The organism is Enterobacter cloacae complex sp. SHL022 (genome assembly GCF_049237785.1).
GTDB classification, from domain to species: Bacteria; Pseudomonadota; Gammaproteobacteria; order Enterobacterales; family Enterobacteriaceae; genus Enterobacter; species Enterobacter hormaechei_C.
The window spans coordinates 1-16,352 of the sequence record NZ_JBMKJH010000019.1 but is presented as its reverse complement, the minus strand read 5'-3'; the positions used below and the strand labels follow the sequence as shown (position 1 = coordinate 16,352).

Below are 16,352 nucleotides of genomic sequence, written 5' to 3'. Positions count from 1 at the left end.
CGGTGCTCGCCTTCCGGCAGTTTCGCCACCGGCGAGAAGCTCCAGGTACCGTCGGCCTTCGCCGTCACTTCACCCAGCAGGCCGTTCTGATCGTAGATCTTCACGGTGCTGCCCGCTTCCGCCTTGCCGCTCAGGGTCGGGGTCGGATCGTCGGTGGTGCCGCCGTTCGCCAGGTTACCCTGCACGCTGCCCACGTCGTCCAGCGCCGCGTCGATGGTCGGTTTCACCGGCGCATCGGTATCGATGGTCACGGTCCAGCTGCTGCTGGCTGACTCATTACCCATCGGGTCCTTCGCCGTGGCGGTGAAGGTGTGCTCGCCGCGGCCCAGATCCACGCTCGGCGTGAAGCTCCAGGTGCCGTCCGCGCCCGCGGTGGTGGTGCCCAGCACGTTGCTGCCGTCCATGATGGTCACGGTGCTGCCCGCCTTCGCCGTGCCGCTGATTTGCGGACGGGTGTCGTCGGTGACCGCGTTCTGGGACAGGCTGCCGGTCACGCTGCCGGCGTCATCGGTCACGGCGGTGATTTCCACCTTGCCCGGGACCACGTCAACGGTGATGACCACGTGCGACCCTTCCGGCCCGGTGTTGCCTGACGGATCGGTCACGGTGGTGGTCAGGTCGTGCTCGCCGTTGGAGAGCGCCTGATCCGGGGTGAAGCTCCATGTACCGTCCGGGTTCACCTTCGTGGAGCCGATAACCTGGCCGTTGTCGATGATGTTCACCGTGCTGCCCGGCTCGGCCCTGCCGCTCAGGGTCGGGGTGTTGTCATCGGTGGTGTCGCCGCTCACGACCGGGCCCTGGTACGCACCGACGTTGTCGGTGACCAGCAGGTCAGAGGCCGCGTCCGGTGCTTTTGTATCGATAACGATACCGAAGCCGCCGGTTGGCTCACTGGTGCGCCCCACGCCGTCGGTGACGGTGGCGGTGAAGCTGTGGCTGCCGTCAGCCAGCGCCGTATCCGGCGTGAAGCTCCAGCTGCCGTTGCTGCCCACGGTGGTGGTGCCAATCAGGCGGCCGTTGTCGTAGATGCTGATGGTGCCGCCCGCCACGCCGCTGCTGCCGCTCAGGGTCGGGGTGGTGTCGTTGGTGACGTCACCCTTCTGCAGGTAGTCCGCATGCGGGGCCACGTCGTCATAGACGGTGTCCAGCGTCGGTGCCTGCGGCGGCACGGTGGCCACGTTGATGATGTACTCACCGGACGGACCGGAGACATTGCCCACGCCGTCGGTCTCTTTCGCCGTCAGGGTGTACCTGCCGTCCGGCAGCGGGGTGGTCGGCTCCAGGGACCAGGTGCCGTCGGCCTGCACCTTCGCGGTGCCAATCACCTTGTCGCCGTTGTAGACGGTGATGGTGTTGCCCGGCTCTGCGCCGGTACCCTTGATCAGCGGACGGTTATCGTCGGTTTCTTCGCCGGAGGCAATCACGCCTGCGGTGTTCACGTCGTCGTAGACTTCGGTGATCGCCACTTTGCTCGCGTCAGGCGCGGTGTAGTCGGTGATCAGTACAAAATCATCTGATTCCGGACCCGTGTTACCGGCCTTATCGGTTGCGGTAGTGGTGATATGGTGCTCACCCTCTGGCAGCGCGGTGGTTGGCGTAAATTGCCAGCCGCCATTTTCGTCCACCACGGTAGAACCAATCAGCTCCCCGTTATCATAGATATCGACACGGCTGCCCGGCTCTGCGGAACCTTTGAAGGTTGGGTTCGCATCGTCGGTGGTGCTGCCGCTGCTCAGATCGCCACGGCTGGAACCCACGTCATCTGTCGCAAGGCCGACAACCGGTTTTTCCGGTGCCACGGTATCGACAGAGATATCAAAGGACGGAGAGGTCACGTCGTTTCCGGCCGGGTCTTTGGAAATCACGGTCAGGCTGTGATCGCCATCGGCCAGATCCTGCTCTGGGGTGAACGTCCAGTTGCCGTCCGGATCCACCACGGTGGAGCCCAGTACATCGTCGCCATCCATGATGGTTACGGTGCTGCCCGGCTTGCCTTTACCGCCCAGTTCCGGACGCGCATCATCGGTCACGTTGCCCGGCCTCAGGTTACCCACGATCGGCCCCTGATCGTCCACCACTTCGCCCACGGTGACCTGGTTTGGATCCGGATCGACGGTGAAGGAGATCCCCGGTGACGGTTCGCTGGTGTTGCCAGACGGATCGGTCACGGTAGTGGTGATCTCATGATCGCCTTTAGCCAGAGGCTTGTCTGGCGTATAGGACCATTTACCTTCGTCATCAACGATGACGGAACCGATCTTCTCGTCGTTGTCGTAGATGTCCACCACGCTGCCCGGCTCGGCTTCACCGCTCAGGGTTGGAGACTGGTCGTCGGTGGTGTCACCGTCGCCTACCGGCCCCTGCTTGTCGCCCACGTTATCATTGATAACGATATTTTCTGCCGGAGACGGTGCCGCAGTATCGATCACGATCGGGAAGGTACCGCTGGTGCGCGCGTTGCCCGCTGCGTCAGTCGCCGTGACGGTGAAGGTGTGCTGACCATCCGCCAGCGCGGTATCCGGGGTGAACGACCACTTACCGCTGCTATCCGCCTTGGCGGTGCCAATCACTTTCCCGTTGTCGAGGATAGACACAACGTCGCCCGGTGCAGCGCTGCCGCTCAGGGTTGGGGTGGTGTCGTTGGTGGTTTCGCCTTTCTGCATTGGGCCGACGTGCGGCTCGGCGTTGTCCACCACGCTGTTGATGGACGGCTCGGTGCTGACCGGGATCAGAACGGTAATATCATAAGACGGTGCTTCACCCGCCACGCGGTTACCAACGGCATCCTGCGTTTCGAGCGTCAGCTGATTAAGCCCTTCCACCAGCGGTGTATCCAGCGCCAGCGTCCAGGTGCCTTCACTGTTGACTACGGCTGAGCCCAGCAGATGTTTGCCGTTAGCATCCGTGCTGTAAACAAAGACGGTGCTTCCCGCTTCACCAATACCATTGATAACCGGTTTGCTGTCATCGGTGATTTCACCGCTGGCCACGTTACCCTGACGGCCGCCGACATCATCCATTACGGACGTAATGTTCAGCACATCGCCGGTTGCTACAGGTGGGGTGTAGTCGGTCACCAGCACAAAATCATCCGATTCCGGACCGGTGTTGCCCGCTTCATCCGTTGCGGTAGTGGTGATATGGTGCTCACCTTCTGGCAGAGGCGTAGTTGGCGTGAACTGCCAGGCGCCTTTATCGTCCGCAATCGTCGAACCAATATGCTCACCGTTGTCGTAAATATCGACACGGCTGCCCGGCTCTGCAGAGCCGTTGAAGGTTGGGTTTGCGTCGTCGGTGGTGCTGCCGTTGCTCAGATCGCCGCGAATAGTGCCCACGTCATCCGTTGCGGATCCCAGCACAGGTTTTTCCGGCGCGGTCGCATCGACGGTGATATCGAAGGACGGTGAGGTCACCTCGTTACCCGCCGGATCTTTGGACACCACGGTCAGGCTGTGATTGCCGTCAGCCAGATCCTGCTCTGGCGTGAACGTCCAGTTGCCGTCCGGATCCACCACGGTGGAACCCAGCACGTCGTCGCCATCTTTAATGGTCACGGTGCTGCCTGGCTTACCTTTACCGCTCAGTTCAGGGCGAACATCATCGGTCACGGTGCCCGGCTTTAGGTTGCCCACGATCGGGCCCTGATCATCCACCACTTCACCCACGGTAACCTGGTTTGGATCAGGGTCGACGGTGAAGGAGATCCCCGGCGACGGTTCACTGGTGTTGCCAGACGGATCGGTTACGGTAGTGGTGATCTCATGATCGCCTTTATCCAGCGGTTTGTCTGGCGTATAGGACCATTTACCTTCGTCATCAACGATGACGGAACCGATCTTCTCGTCGTTATCATAGATGTCCACCACGCTGCCCGGCTCGGCTTCGCCACTCAGGGTCGGGGACTGATCGTCTGTGGTGTCGCCTGAACCTACCGGTCCCTGCTTGTCGCCCACGTTATCATTGATAACGATATTTTCTGCCGGAGATGGTGCCGCAGTGTCAATCACGATCGGGAAGCTGCCGCTGGTGCGCGAGTTGCCCGCTGCGTCAGTCGCAGTGACGGTGAAGGTGTGCTTGCCATCAGCCAGCGCGGCGTCCGGAGTGAACGTCCACTTGCCGTTGCTGTCCGCCGTGACGGAGCCAATCACCTTACCGTTGTCGAGGATCGACACGATGTCACCCGGCGCAGCGCTGCCGCTCAGGGTTGGCGTGGTATCGTTGGTGGCGTCGCCTTTTTGCAGCGGGCCAAAGTGTGGTTCTGAATTGTCCACCACGCTGTTGATGGACGGCTGAGTGCTGATCGGGATCAGGAGGTTGATGTCGTAAGACGGTGCATCGCCCGCAACGCGGTTACCCGCCGGATCCTGTGTCTCCAGCGTCAGCTGGTTCAAACCTTCCGTCAGTGGGGTTTCAGGCGTCAGGCTCCAGGTGCCATCGCTGCCCACAACCGCTGAACCAATCAGGTGTTTACCGGAGGCGTCGGTGGTATAGACATAGACGGTATTGCCCGCTTCGCCGATACCGCTAATGAGCGGCTTGCTGTCATCGGTGATTTCACCGCTGGCAACGTTGCCCTGACGATCGCCTACGTCATCCGCTACGGCGGTAATTTTCAGAACATCTGCTGAAGCATCAGGCGCGGTAGTGTCAACTTCAAACTCCAGCGCTTCCGAGGGGTCGCTGGTATTGCCCGCCTTATCCGTTTGCGTAACGGTGATGCTGTGATCGCCTTCGCCCAGCGGTTTCTCCGGTTTCAGCGACCAGTTGCCTTCGTCATCGATGACGGTAGAGCCCAGAACTTCATCACCATCATAAATGGTCACGGTGTCGCCCGGTTCACCTTTACCGCTGAATACCGGACGCGTTTCGTCAGTGACGTCGCCGCCCTTCAGCTGGCCGGTAATCGGACCGGTATTATCTTCAGCATAGACCCTGTCCGGTCTTGCCGGCGGCGTGGTATCGACAATGATCTGGATCGGATCGGAGGGTTGGCCGACATTACCCAGCGGATCTTCTTCAATCACCTCAACGTTATGCTCACCCTCGCTGAGATCTTTCTCAGGCGTGTAGGTCCACTTCCCTTCGTCATCGACGATAACGGAGCCGATCTCTTTGTCGTTATCCTTGATAACGATGGTATTGCCCGGCGTGCCTTCACCGCTGAATGAAGGTTTAGTGTCATCCGTCACGTCACCCGGCTTAAGCGGACCCGTTACCGGACCGTTGTCGTCAATAACTGACGGCGTTTCTGCTTTCCCCGGAGGTTCCGTCAGAACAATAAAATCACGTTCATCAGAAGGCTCGCTGACGTTACCCGCTTTATCCGTCTGGCTAACCGTGATGCTGTGGTTGCCGTCAGTCAGGTTTTCTGAAGGTTTGAAATACCAACGACCGTCGTCGTTAACGCTGGTTTCGCCGATCTTTTTACCGTTATCGTAAATGGTAATCGTCGCGCCCGCTTCACCGGTACCGCTCATCTCCGGTTTTGGATCGTCGGTGTAAGCGTCTTCAAGGATTTCGCCGGTGACTTTACCCACTTTATCCATGATGTGCTCAATCGTTGGCGCATCTGGCGCAACGGTATCAACCACGATGGTAATGGGGTCAGACGGCGGGCTCATGTTGCCGTCCGGATCTTCAACCACAACGGAGAGGTCATGTTCACCGTCGCCCAGCGGCTTATCCGGCGTATAGCTCCATTCGCCTTCGTCGTCGACGATGACGGAGCCAATTTCCTTATCATTATCGATGATATGGATGGTATCGCCCGGCTTGCCTTTACCGATTAATGAAGGCGTTGAGTCATCAGTCACGTCTCCGGACTTAAGCGGTCCTTTAATCGAGCCTTCATCATCCACAGCCTTGCCAATGCTCGGTTTTTCGGGGGCGGGCTGGCTATCGCTTTCATCCTTGTCCAGTTCGGACAGAGCAAACGCAGCGCCAACACCTGCCGCCGCAAGCGCAAACCACCCTAACATGCCAAACAGCATGTCATTTTCGTCGTCCGGGGCAGACAAAAGAGGCCCACCGGCGCCTAACGGTTCACCGCCCAGGGCAACCGGAGCCAGACCACCTTCAGCCATGAGATAGCCATTATCGTAGCTTTCACCAGACAAAGGGATATAGGCATAAAGCAATCCATCTTCTGCCATACCCATCAGGGTTGGGTTTTTCGAATCGCCGTCAAAATAATTTTCAATAATAATGCTGGGCTGTGTGTCGCCTTCCTGAATAATATGTAACGCTTTGCCAACGCGTTGAAGCGTAATATTTTCTGGCGCAAAGTCGTCATTCACATTTTTCAGCAAATATTTATTGCCGGGGATAAGCTTTACCTTAACCGTTCGGCCTGCATCTGCTGTCAACAACCGCGTTTTACCGTCTCCGTTGTTGACCGCTAAAATGACCTTATTTTCAGTCATACTTAAAGTCCTTGGTGAAATTCAATGCTAAATTAAGGACATATGCACATCGGTGTGAATACATCCTTTAGTGCCATGCTCTTATGCCTTCCTTACATAATTCACGCCCATAGAGTCTATTGACATGATGCTCAAAAATAGCATGACTGGTTTCTTTATAGAGGTAGGAAAAAACCACGAGAGAATCTACGCAGGATTAAGAATAGTTAACACCAGAGGGTTATTAAGAATGACGTGAAAACAGAATTATAAGAGGAGGGAAATGATGTAATTAACCTACACTATTTTTAAGCGGATTAGAATTGATTAAATACAAAAAACAGAATGGTATAAATATGATTTTCAGCAGATGTGCCAGAGCAGAAATTAAGGAAAACATGAGAAAGAGGAAAAACAAAAAGGCCCACGTTACAAGTAACGTGGGCCTGAATAGTGGCGGAACGGACGGGACTCGAACCCGCGACCCCCTGCGTGACAGGCAGGTATTCTAACCGACTGAACTACCGCTCCACTGTTCCCGTGTGGGGAACGAGGCGAATATTACGGTTTGACTCTGAACTCGTCAACGCTTTTTCTTAACTTTTGAATCGTTTGCTGCAAAAATCACCCAAACGATGAATTAACAAACGTTTCGGCACCTTTTCAGGCGCGCCACAGACAGCTCCCGCCCTTCTTCTGCACCAAATCAAGACGAGACTCGTGATTCATCAACTCTTCATCACTGGCTAAAACGACCCGTAAGCGATTCGCCTGACGCACAATGCGCTGAATTCCCCCTTCATCTCGCGTCTGCTGGGATTCATTTTCCATACTGAATTTCATCGACGTTTGCCCGCCGGTCATGGTCAGGTAGACATCGGCCAGGATCTGGGCATCGAGCAACGCGCCGTGCAGCGTTCGCTTGGTGTTGTCTATCTCATAGCGAGAGCACAGGGCATCAAGGCTGTTACGCTTGCCGGGGAACATCTTCCTTGCCAGCGCCAGGCTATCCGTGACTTTACAGAACGTATTCGTCTTTGGAATATCACGGTTGAGCTTGCTGAACTCATAGTCCATAAAGCCGATATCGAACGACGCGTTATGAATGACAAGTTCCGCACCTCTGATGTAGTCGAGAAATTCATCTGCGACGTCGGCAAAGGTGGGCTTATCCAGCAAAAACTCGTCGGCAATTCCGTGAACGCCGAACGCTTCCGGGTCCACCAGCCGATCGGGTTTGAGGTAAACGTGGAAGTTGTTGCCCGTAAGGCGACGGTTCACCACTTCAACGGCACCAATCTCAATGATTTTATGCCCTTCGTAGTGGGCGCCAATCTGGTTCATACCGGTGGTTTCGGTATCGAGAACAATCTGGCGAGTAATTGCAGTGCTCATAGCGGTCATTTATGTCAGACTTATCGTTTTACTGAACGTTTCAAATACAGGAAGTCTACCAGAGATGCGTAAACAGGTAGAAATTTTCACCGATGGATCTTGTCTCGGTAACCCAGGGCCCGGCGGCTATGGTGCCATTATGCGCTATCGCCAGCATGAAAAAACCTTTAGTGAAGGCTATTTCCTGACCACCAACAACCGCATGGAGTTGATGGCGGCCATCGTGGCGCTGGAAGCGTTAAAAGAACATTGCGACGTGGTGCTGAGTACCGACAGCCAGTATGTCCGCCAGGGCATTACCCAATGGATCCACAACTGGAAAAAACGCGGCTGGAAAACGGCAGAGAAAAAACCGGTCAAGAATGTCGATCTCTGGAAGCGTCTTGATGCCGCCCTCGGTCAGCACGAAATCAAATGGGAGTGGGTAAAGGGGCACGCCGGTCATCCTGAAAACGAACGCTGTGACGAGCTGGCTCGCGCGGCGGCATCCAACCCAACCCATGAGGATGCAGGTTATCAACCTGAATCCTGATCACGGTTTTTTGTACTGCCGCGTGGCCCCCACGGTCTGGCGGATCCGCGTTTTTGATTTGCTTTGCTTCATTGGGTTGAGCGTAAGGGGGATCGTCCTCTTACGCGCGACAATAAATTGCATGCAGCCCAGCGCGGGTAAATGGGTGCTTAATAAGACCCCGCCTTTACGCGTCCAGGGGATGACCTGAAAACCCCCATAGCTCAGCACTTCGAAATTTAACAGTGAAAGCCAGTCCAGCTGGCGCATCATGGTAAACATCCTGCTGTTATAGGGCGGCGTGCGGCGCAGAACGGGCGTCAGTTTACGTAGCCCCATCAGACTCAGCGGATTAAAACCGCTCAGGATCAGCCAGCCGTCATCAATCAAAACGCGGTCGGCTTCCCGCAGCAGACGATGGGGATCGCTGCACCAGGGCAGCGTATGGGCGAGCAGACAGGCATCAATGGATTTTTCCGCAAACGGCAAATGCAGCGGATCCGCTTTCACCTGAACCGGGGAGCCATTAAGCGATACGCTAACCTGATGCGAGATAGCGCAGCTTTCGGTATTGATTTCTGCGCTCAGATTGCCAATCTTAAGCAGGTGAAAACCATACATTTTCGCGAGCCAGGGTTTAAGCTGAAGTTCTAAGGCCTCGCGATAATATTCACCCCAGGGCAACTCTGCCCAACGTTCCGGTGGTGCGACAGTCTGAGGTATCCTTGCCGGTTTCATCAAAACACCCGCCACGCTATAAGAGGTAATGCATGAATCTTATCAGTATTTCCGCCTTTCAGGACAATTACATCTGGGTTTTAGTCGACGACGATCGCAGATGCATCATTGTTGATCCAGGCGAATCCGCGCCGATCCTGCACGCGATAAAAGAAAACGGCTGGCAGCCTGAAGCGATCCTACTTACCCATCACCATCACGATCATGTCGGCGGTGTTCCCGATCTCCTTGCGCGCTATCCTCATCTTCCCGTCTACGGACCGGCAGAGACACAGGATAAGGGTACGACGCAAGTTGTCGAAGAAGGCGAAAGTATCCTCATCCTCGGGTGGGAGTTTTCCGTATTTGCTACGCCAGGTCACACTTCCGGTCATCTCTGTTTCTACAGCAAACCTTATCTGTTTTGTGGCGACACGCTGTTTTCTGGCGGCTGTGGAAGGCTGTTTGAAGGCACGCCAGAACAGATGTATCAATCTTTACAAAAAATTAATGCGCTTCCAGCCGACACCGTAATTTGTTGCGCACATGAGTATACATTAGGGAATATGAAGTTTGCTGCAAGCGTGCTGCCTGAGGATCGGGCGATTCAGGATTATTACCTGAAAGTGAAGGAGTTACGTGCAAAAAACCAAAAAACACTCCCCGTAATTCTGAAAAATGAACGACAAATTAATTTATTTTTAAGAACTGATGATGTTGATTTAATTAATAAAATTAATCAAGAAACAAATTTGTTACAACCTGAAGCGCGATTTGCATGGTTAAGGTCAAAGAAAGATAACTTCAGATAATTGCGGGTTGCCTTTTCAAAATTTCGCCGTTATCATCGCTCGTCTTTTAAGCAACTATTGACACACACATGAAGGCAAAAGCGATATTACTCGCCTCTGTCCTGCTTGTAGGTTGCCAGTCACAAAACGGCAGCAACGTACAACAGCACGCACAGAGCCTTTCTGCGGCTGGTCAAGGGGAAGCAGGGAAGTTTACGAGTCAGGCGCGATGGTTGGACGATGGGACATCCTTCGCGCAGGAACAAGACTTGTGGGCCTCTATTGGCGACGAGCTAAAGATGGGAATTCCGGAAAACAGCCGGATTCGCGAACAGAAACAGAAGTATTTGAGAAATAAGAGCTATCTCCACGATGTAACATTACGGGCAGAGCCGTATATGTACTGGATAGCCGGGCAAGTTAAGAAACGTAACATGCCTATGGAACTGGTACTACTACCCATAGTGGAGAGCGCTTTTGACCCGCACGCGACGTCTGGCGCCAATGCAGCAGGCATCTGGCAGATCATTCCGAGCACAGGGCGAAATTATGGTTTAAAGCAGACCCGCAACTACGATGCGCGTCGTGATGTTGTCGCTTCAACGACAGCCGCTCTCGACATGATGCAACGTCTGAACAAGATGTTTGACGGCGACTGGTTATTGACTGTCGCGGCGTATAACAGTGGTGAAGGTCGTGTACTGAAGGCAATGAAAGCGAATAAAGCGCGTGGAAAATCCACAGACTTCTGGTCGCTCTCACTGCCACAGGAAACAAAGATTTACGTACCGAAAATGCTGGCACTGAGTGACATTCTCAAGAACAGCAAACGTTACGGTGTACAACTGCCAACACCAGACGAAAGTCGTGCACTGGCGCGTGTCCGCCTCAGCAGCCCGGTTGATATTCAACAGGTTGCCGATATGACGGGTATGTCGGTAAGTAAGCTTAAAACCTTTAATGCAGGTGTTAAAGGCTCCACGCTGGGTGCTAGTGGCCCACGCTATGTGATGGTTCCGCAGAAACATGCGGAACAGTTACGAGAGTCTTTAGCTTCGGGTGAAATCGCAGCCGTTCAGTCCACGCTGATCGCTGATACGTCGCCTGTAAGCAGCCGCAGCTATAAGGTGCGTTCAGGTGATACGCTTTCAGGTATTGCATCACGTCTTGGCGTGAATGCGAAAGATCTCCAGCAGTGGAATAATCTGCGCGGATCTGGTCTGAAAGTGGGTCAAACGCTGAACGTAGGTGCAGGTAGCAGCGCACAGCGTCTCGCTAAAAACAGCGATAGCATTACCTATCGCGTACGTAAAGGCGACTCGCTGTCCAGTATTGCTAAGCGTCACGGCGTAAACATCAAAGATGTGATGCGCTGGAACAACGATACTGACAACCTGCAACCTGGCGACCAGCTGACGTTGTTTGTGAAAAACAGCGCTACGCCAGATTCCTGATAGTACGTTCGCTTGTTAAAAAGGCACCGATTCCCCTCGGTGCCTTTTTTGTTTATCCTGCTTTTTGCGCTTCAGCCATAATGGTGTCGCTAGTAAACGAACCATCGTCATGCAGCTCAAAGTACGCCTTCACATCAGCAGAGGCGCTCTCCTGGTACAATCGGATCGCCTGAGTTAATGCCTCGGGGGTGCGCATCCGCGCAATCCATGACGCAAACTCCAGCGGCAAACGGTCGGTTATCAATGAGCGTGAAATCAAGCCGGCTTCGGTGATAAACGTAAGCCACTCTCCACTGGAGTAGTTTTGCACGTGCGAGGTATCACGCAGCGCTTCAACCGTCTGGAGCCAGATATTTCGTACCGGATGTCCGGGAGACATCACGTCCATGATGATGAAGATTCCGCCCGGTTTGAGTACGCGTTTCACTTCCCGTAATGCCTGCCCCACATCATGCCAGTGGTGTGCAGAGTAACGGCTAATCACAACCTCAAACGATGCATCCTCAAAGGGTAATGATTCAGCGTAGCCCTGGCGCGTCGTGACGTTATTCAGCCCTTTCGCTTTCGCCGCTTCAGCGACCACATCGAGCATCTGGCTCGATAAGTCATACGCCGTCACCTGAGCAACCTGCTCTGCGGCGGTAAAACTGGCATGCCCCGCCCCGCAGCCTAAGTCCAGCACGTGCGCGTCAGGAAACGCGGCGAGCCGCTCGCCGAGACGCACCAGGTCGCGGCCAGAGGCGTGCACGGCGCTGCTCAGGTAGGCACTTGCCTGCGAACCGAACTGTTTATCGACGTTGTCATGATGGGAGTGTGTTGTTGTCATGTTGCTGTCCTTTTATGGGTTAAAAAATAAAGGGCAGCACCCGCACAGGCCTGCCCCACGGCAGACCTGACGCACCATTATTTATCAGGTTTGCCGGGACTGAATTCAACTAGTAGAGGATTATGATCGGAGGCGCGCGTCACCAGAACGGACGCATCGTGTACGCTCAAACCACGATAGAAGACGAAATCAAGAGGACGGCCAAACGCTTTCTTGCGCTGGTCATCGTTAAAACGAACTTCACGCAGCGACATTTCACGCGCGAAGCGGTACAACGCGTTCATACGCGGACGGCTCCAGGCATTGAAGTCCCCTGCCATAATGATCGGCCCACTGTGATGAGCAATCTGATCGCCAATGGGAAGTAACTGCTTACTGTACACATCAACACCGAGGCTGAAGTTCACCGCATGAATGTTTACCACCATCAGCAGACGGGTGTCGGGCAACGGATAGACTGTGACCAGCGCCGATTTTGCCAGACGCAGGATCGGCTCACGTTCACGCAGCGGGCAGCAATAGACCGGATGTGCGGCTGAAAGGGTCATCACCCCAGAAGGATGCTGTGGCAGAACAAAGGCAGGCACCTGATCGGCTGCAAGATAGTTTGTCGTTGCAAACCTGACCAGCTCAGGCGTGGTTTGCGCCTCCTGTAACAGAACCAGATGCGCATCTTTACCAAAATTTTGAAGTACGGATAACCACTCCGCACGCTGTTGTTTAAAGATGTTCCACACCAGTACGCGAATTTTTTCGTCACTGCTTAATGGCGTGCCCGCTGGTAATGCCTGACCCAGGCTCGCAAACGACCCCGGAGGCAAGATCCTCTCCGCGGGCATTCCGGCAACATAACGCATGGCATAGGTATTTTTTCGCACTTTTGGAAACGACCTCTGTAACATGAACCAGCCCGGAAAACGGACTGGTTCTAATGTTATAGGGATTTTAGGTCACACTTTCAACGCAATTACTGAGAAACCGCTTTCCAGTTTTGTAAGCAAGCACTTACTGATATTTATCCAAGCGCGACGCGAGCGGGTTTATCAAGCCGTCCACTCAGACCAATAAGTAGGAAAGCGACAAGCACAATTACCGCACCAATCCATGGCGTTTGGGTTAATCCAACGTGTTCAACCGTCTGCCCGCCGATAACCGATCCGAGTGCGATGCCGATATTGAATGCGGCGATATTCAGGCCGGATGCGACATCCACCGCATTGGGCGTATAGCGTTCGGCTTTCTGTACAACATAGACCTGCAATCCCGGTACGTTACCAAACGCGAATATTCCCATAACCAACACGGTTACCAGCGCGGCGTATTGTATCGACGCGGTGAACTGGAAAATCATCAGCAGGACAACCAGCGCGGCGAAGATGAATTTCAGCGCCGGTACCGCACCATGCTTATCTGCAAGCTTGCCGCCCCAGATATTGCCGATTGCGACGGAGATACCGTAGCCCAGTAAAATCCAGCTCACTGCGCCCGGAGAAAAACCAGCCAGCTCCTGCATCATCGGTGCAAGGAAGGTGAACGCAGTGAACACACCTCCATAACCCAGAGCCGTAACGGCATAGATCAGCAGCAGGCGCGGGTGTGTGAGAACCTTAACCTGATCGCTCAGGCTGGCGCTCGCGCGCCCCGGAATACTGGAGGGTACCAGCAGCAGGCTGGCTACCAGAGCAATCACGCCCAACAGCGATACCGCGAGGAAGGTTTCTCGCCAGCCAAAATGTTGCCCAATAAACGTTCCTAACGGCACGCCGGTGACCAGCGCAACGGTTAAGCCGCCAAACATAATCGCAATGGCTGACGCCGCTTTCTCTTTTGGCACCAGGCTGGTTGCAATCGTGGAACCGATGGAGAAGAAGACACCGTGCGCGAGGCCAGTCAGCAAACGGGCAATGACCAGCGTGGTGTAGTCCGGAGCCTGCCACGCCAGAATATTGCCGGCGGTGAAGAGCACCATCAGGGCAACTAACAGTTTTTTACGCGCAAAGCGCCCAGTCAGTGCGGTCAGCACAGGCGCCCCAACAGCGACGCCTAACGCGTAAATAGATACCAGCAGCCCGGCAGAAGGCAGCGAAATGGCGAGTTGTTCAGCAATGGTGGGAACAAGTCCTACAATAACAAATTCGGTCGTGCCAATTGCGAAGGCACTGATCGTCAGGGCAAGAAGCGCCAGTGGCATAAATACTCCGTCTCTTCAGGATTATGATGACAGGCAGTATGCGCCAGTGTTTAAATAACAAAAATGGTTAGAATCTCAATAGAATTTTGCGGATGATGCAATAATGAAAGCCACATCGGAAGAACTGACTATCTTTGTTGCCGTTGTTGAAAGCGGCAGCTTCAGCCGTGCGGCCGAACAGCTCGGGCAGGCGAACTCCGCCATCAGCCGCTCGGTGAAAAAGCTGGAGATGAAGCTCGGAGTGAGTCTGCTTAATAGGACAACGCGGCAGCTCAGCCTGACGGAAGAAGGTGAACGTTATTTTCGACGCGTGCAGTCCGTTTTGCAGGAGATGGCGGCGGCAGAAACGGAAATAATGGAATCGCGCAGCACCCCGCGCGGATTGCTGCGCATCGATGCGGCTACGCCGGTCGTGCTTCATTTTTTGATGCCGCTGATTAAGCCCTTTCGTGAGCGCTACCCGGAGATGACCCTGTCTCTGGTCTCCTCGGAAACGTTTATCAATCTTATTGAGCGTAAAGTGGATGTGGCGATCCGCGCCGGAACCCTGACGGATTCAAGCTTACGCGCTCGCCCTCTGTTCACCAGCTACCGCAAAATTATCGCGTCACCGCAATATATTGCAGAGCATGGTAAACCGGAGACGGTTGAGGAGTTAAGGCAGCATCTGTGCCTGGGCTTTACGGAGCCTGTCTCGCTGAACACCTGGCCCGTGGCCTGTCATGACGGACAACTTCATGAGATCACCTGCGGACTTTCGTCTAATAGCGGAGAAACGCTGAAACAGCTTTGTCTTGAAGGAAATGGGATCGCCTGTTTATCAGACTATATGATTGATAAGGAAATAGCTGCGGGTCAGCTTGTAGAACTGATGGCTGACAAACGCTTACCTGTAGAGATGCCTTTTAGCGCAGTGTATTACAGTGACAGAGCGGTAAGTACGCGCATACGCGCTTTTATCGACTTCCTTAGCGAACATATAAAAACAGCTCCCGGAGGAGCTGTGTGAGGGTTTAAAGGTACAGAGGGAGGGTTTTTATTAATCCCAGTCTGGTGCTAACCCTTCCGGGCTGACAAGACGATCGTTGCATTCCAGTGCAGCGATCGCGTTTTTATCTTCATCATCAAGCTGGAGATCCCGCGCTAACAGGTTACTTGCCAGGTTTTCACGTTTGGTTGAAGACGGGATCACGGCATAGCCCTCACCCATCGCCCATGCCAGGATCACCTGTGCGGCTGTCGCATTGTGTTTCTCAGCGATGCGCGCAATCACTTCATCTTTCAGCGCCTTACCATATGCCAGCGTCATGTACGAGGTGATGTGAATACTATGCTGTTTCGCCCAGTCCACGACTTTGCGGTTTTGCAGGTAAGGAGAGAGTTCAATTTGGTTGGTAGCAATATTCTCTTTACCCACTGCGGCGATGGCCCTTTCCATCAACGGGATGGTGAAGTTAGAGATGCCAATTTCACGCGTTAAGCCTTGCTCTTTTGCTTCCAGCAGCGCCTGCATAAACTCTTCCACAGAGACGGCATCATCAGGAGATGGCCAGTGGATCAGCGTCAGATCAACATAGTCAGTACGCAGCTTTTTCAGACTTTCCTTCAGGCTTGGGATCAGCTTGTCTTTGCTGAGATTCTCAATCCAGATTTTAGTGGTGACGAAAAGTTCGTCGCGCGGTACGCCACTCTCTTCGATGGCCTGGCCTACGGCAGCTTCGTTATCATAAATCTGCGCCGTATCAATAGCACGATAGCCCAACTCGAGTGCGGTTTTAACAGATGCAATAACAACATCGTCTTTCAGGCGAAAAGTGCCCAGACCCAGTGCAGGGATAGTCATATGATTCCTCAATCGTTATGTTCGTAAACTGAGGAAGATTATCGCTGTAGTTGTTATGACGAAAAAGATCGTAAAACGCAGAGGATTTTTGCTAATTTCGCAACAATCAAACGACAGATAAGAAAAAAGCCCTGAGCGTTAGCTCAGGGCTTTTAATAAGTGGCGGAACGGACGGGACTCGAACCCGCGACCCCCTGCGTGACAGGCAGGTATTCTAACCGAC

General features: G+C 54.1%; 11 protein-coding genes and 1 tRNA gene. 4 read left to right on the top strand and 8 right to left on the bottom strand.

Annotation, left to right across the window (positions count from 1 at the left end; all coding sequences use genetic code 11):
* The 3 genes from ACOTZD_RS22710 to dnaQ all read right to left on the bottom strand — a co-directional run.
* On the bottom strand, positions 1–6,422 hold a 6,422-nt coding region (locus tag ACOTZD_RS22710; protein ID WP_421636370.1), incomplete at its 3' end, for an Ig-like domain-containing protein.
* A 433-nt stretch (positions 6,423–6,855) separates the two neighbouring features.
* Positions 6,856–6,932: transfer RNA gene (locus tag ACOTZD_RS22705), tRNA-Asp, on the bottom strand.
* A gap of 132 nt (positions 6,933–7,064) precedes the next feature.
* Entirely contained in the window at positions 7,065–7,796 is a 732-nt protein-coding gene (dnaQ, locus tag ACOTZD_RS22700) for a DNA polymerase III subunit epsilon (RefSeq protein ID WP_057979995.1), read from the bottom strand.
* On the opposite strand from dnaQ, the gene rnhA reads away from it, so the two are divergent.
* Positions 7,750–8,328: a ribonuclease HI gene (rnhA, locus tag ACOTZD_RS22695; protein ID WP_160840538.1), complete on the top strand. Its 579-nt coding sequence runs from the start codon at positions 7,750–7,752 to the stop codon at positions 8,326–8,328. The genes dnaQ and rnhA overlap by 47 nt on opposite strands.
* Here rnhA and ACOTZD_RS22690 read toward each other — a convergent pair whose 3' ends face one another.
* Positions 8,329–9,045: a class I SAM-dependent methyltransferase gene (locus ACOTZD_RS22690; protein ID WP_017383714.1), complete on the bottom strand. Its 717-nt coding sequence runs from the start codon at positions 9,043–9,045 to the stop codon at positions 8,329–8,331.
* Between the two features lie 32 nt (positions 9,046–9,077).
* Between ACOTZD_RS22690 and gloB the strand changes: the two genes are divergently transcribed.
* Together gloB and mltD are read left to right on the top strand one after the other, a co-directional pair.
* On the top strand, positions 9,078–9,836 hold the full coding sequence (gene gloB, locus ACOTZD_RS22685) for a hydroxyacylglutathione hydrolase (protein ID WP_022650425.1): 759 nt from the start codon (positions 9,078–9,080) through the stop codon (positions 9,834–9,836).
* A 68-nt stretch (positions 9,837–9,904) separates the two neighbouring features.
* Positions 9,905–11,269, top strand: a complete 1,365-nt coding sequence (mltD, locus tag ACOTZD_RS22680) for a murein transglycosylase D (protein ID WP_022650424.1) — start codon at positions 9,905–9,907, stop codon at positions 11,267–11,269.
* 52 nt (positions 11,270–11,321) lie between these two features.
* Here the strand turns inward: mltD and ACOTZD_RS22675 are convergent, their stop codons facing one another.
* The 3 genes from ACOTZD_RS22675 to ACOTZD_RS22665 form a co-directional block, all read right to left on the bottom strand.
* Complete coding sequence (locus tag ACOTZD_RS22675) at positions 11,322–12,095, bottom strand: class I SAM-dependent methyltransferase (protein ID WP_045332021.1); 774 nt, start codon at positions 12,093–12,095, stop codon at positions 11,322–11,324.
* Between the two features lie 77 nt (positions 12,096–12,172).
* The gene (locus ACOTZD_RS22670; RefSeq protein ID WP_003863247.1) at positions 12,173–12,973 is read right to left on the bottom strand and encodes an endonuclease/exonuclease/phosphatase family protein; all 801 of its coding nucleotides are present in this window, start codon (positions 12,971–12,973) and stop codon (positions 12,173–12,175) included.
* A 137-nt stretch (positions 12,974–13,110) separates the two neighbouring features.
* Entirely contained in the window at positions 13,111–14,286 is a 1,176-nt protein-coding gene (locus tag ACOTZD_RS22665) for an MFS transporter (RefSeq protein ID WP_003863248.1), read from the bottom strand.
* A gap of 103 nt (positions 14,287–14,389) precedes the next feature.
* Here ACOTZD_RS22665 and yafC point away from each other — a divergent pair, with 103 nt between their 5' ends.
* Complete coding sequence (gene yafC, locus ACOTZD_RS22660; protein ID WP_003863251.1) at positions 14,390–15,295, top strand: DNA-binding transcriptional regulator YafC; 906 nt, start codon at positions 14,390–14,392, stop codon at positions 15,293–15,295.
* 30 nt (positions 15,296–15,325) lie between these two features.
* On the opposite strand, the gene dkgB is transcribed toward yafC, so the two are convergent.
* A complete protein-coding gene (gene dkgB / locus ACOTZD_RS22655; RefSeq protein WP_023315437.1) occupies positions 15,326–16,129 on the bottom strand; it encodes a 2,5-didehydrogluconate reductase DkgB in 804 nt (267 codons plus the stop codon).
* Between the last annotated feature and the right edge of the window lie 223 nt (positions 16,130–16,352).

Coding starts and splice junctions, on each gene's coding strand:
- dnaQ (WP_057979995.1), bottom strand. CDS start 7,796: ATGAGCACTGCAATTACTCGCCAGATTGTTCTCGATACCGAAACCACC.
- ACOTZD_RS22690 (WP_017383714.1), bottom strand. CDS start 9,045: ATGAAACCGGCAAGGATACCTCAGACTGTCGCACCACCGGAACGTTGG.
- gloB (WP_022650425.1), top strand. CDS start 9,078: ATGAATCTTATCAGTATTTCCGCCTTTCAGGACAATTACATCTGGGTT.
- mltD (WP_022650424.1), top strand. CDS start 9,905: ATGAAGGCAAAAGCGATATTACTCGCCTCTGTCCTGCTTGTAGGTTGC.
- ACOTZD_RS22675 (WP_045332021.1), bottom strand. CDS start 12,095: ATGACAACAACACACTCCCATCATGACAACGTCGATAAACAGTTCGGT.
- ACOTZD_RS22665 (WP_003863248.1), bottom strand. CDS start 14,286: ATGCCACTGGCGCTTCTTGCCCTGACGATCAGTGCCTTCGCAATTGGC.
- yafC (WP_003863251.1), top strand. CDS start 14,390: ATGAAAGCCACATCGGAAGAACTGACTATCTTTGTTGCCGTTGTTGAA.
- dkgB (WP_023315437.1), bottom strand. CDS start 16,129: ATGACTATCCCTGCACTGGGTCTGGGCACTTTTCGCCTGAAAGACGAT.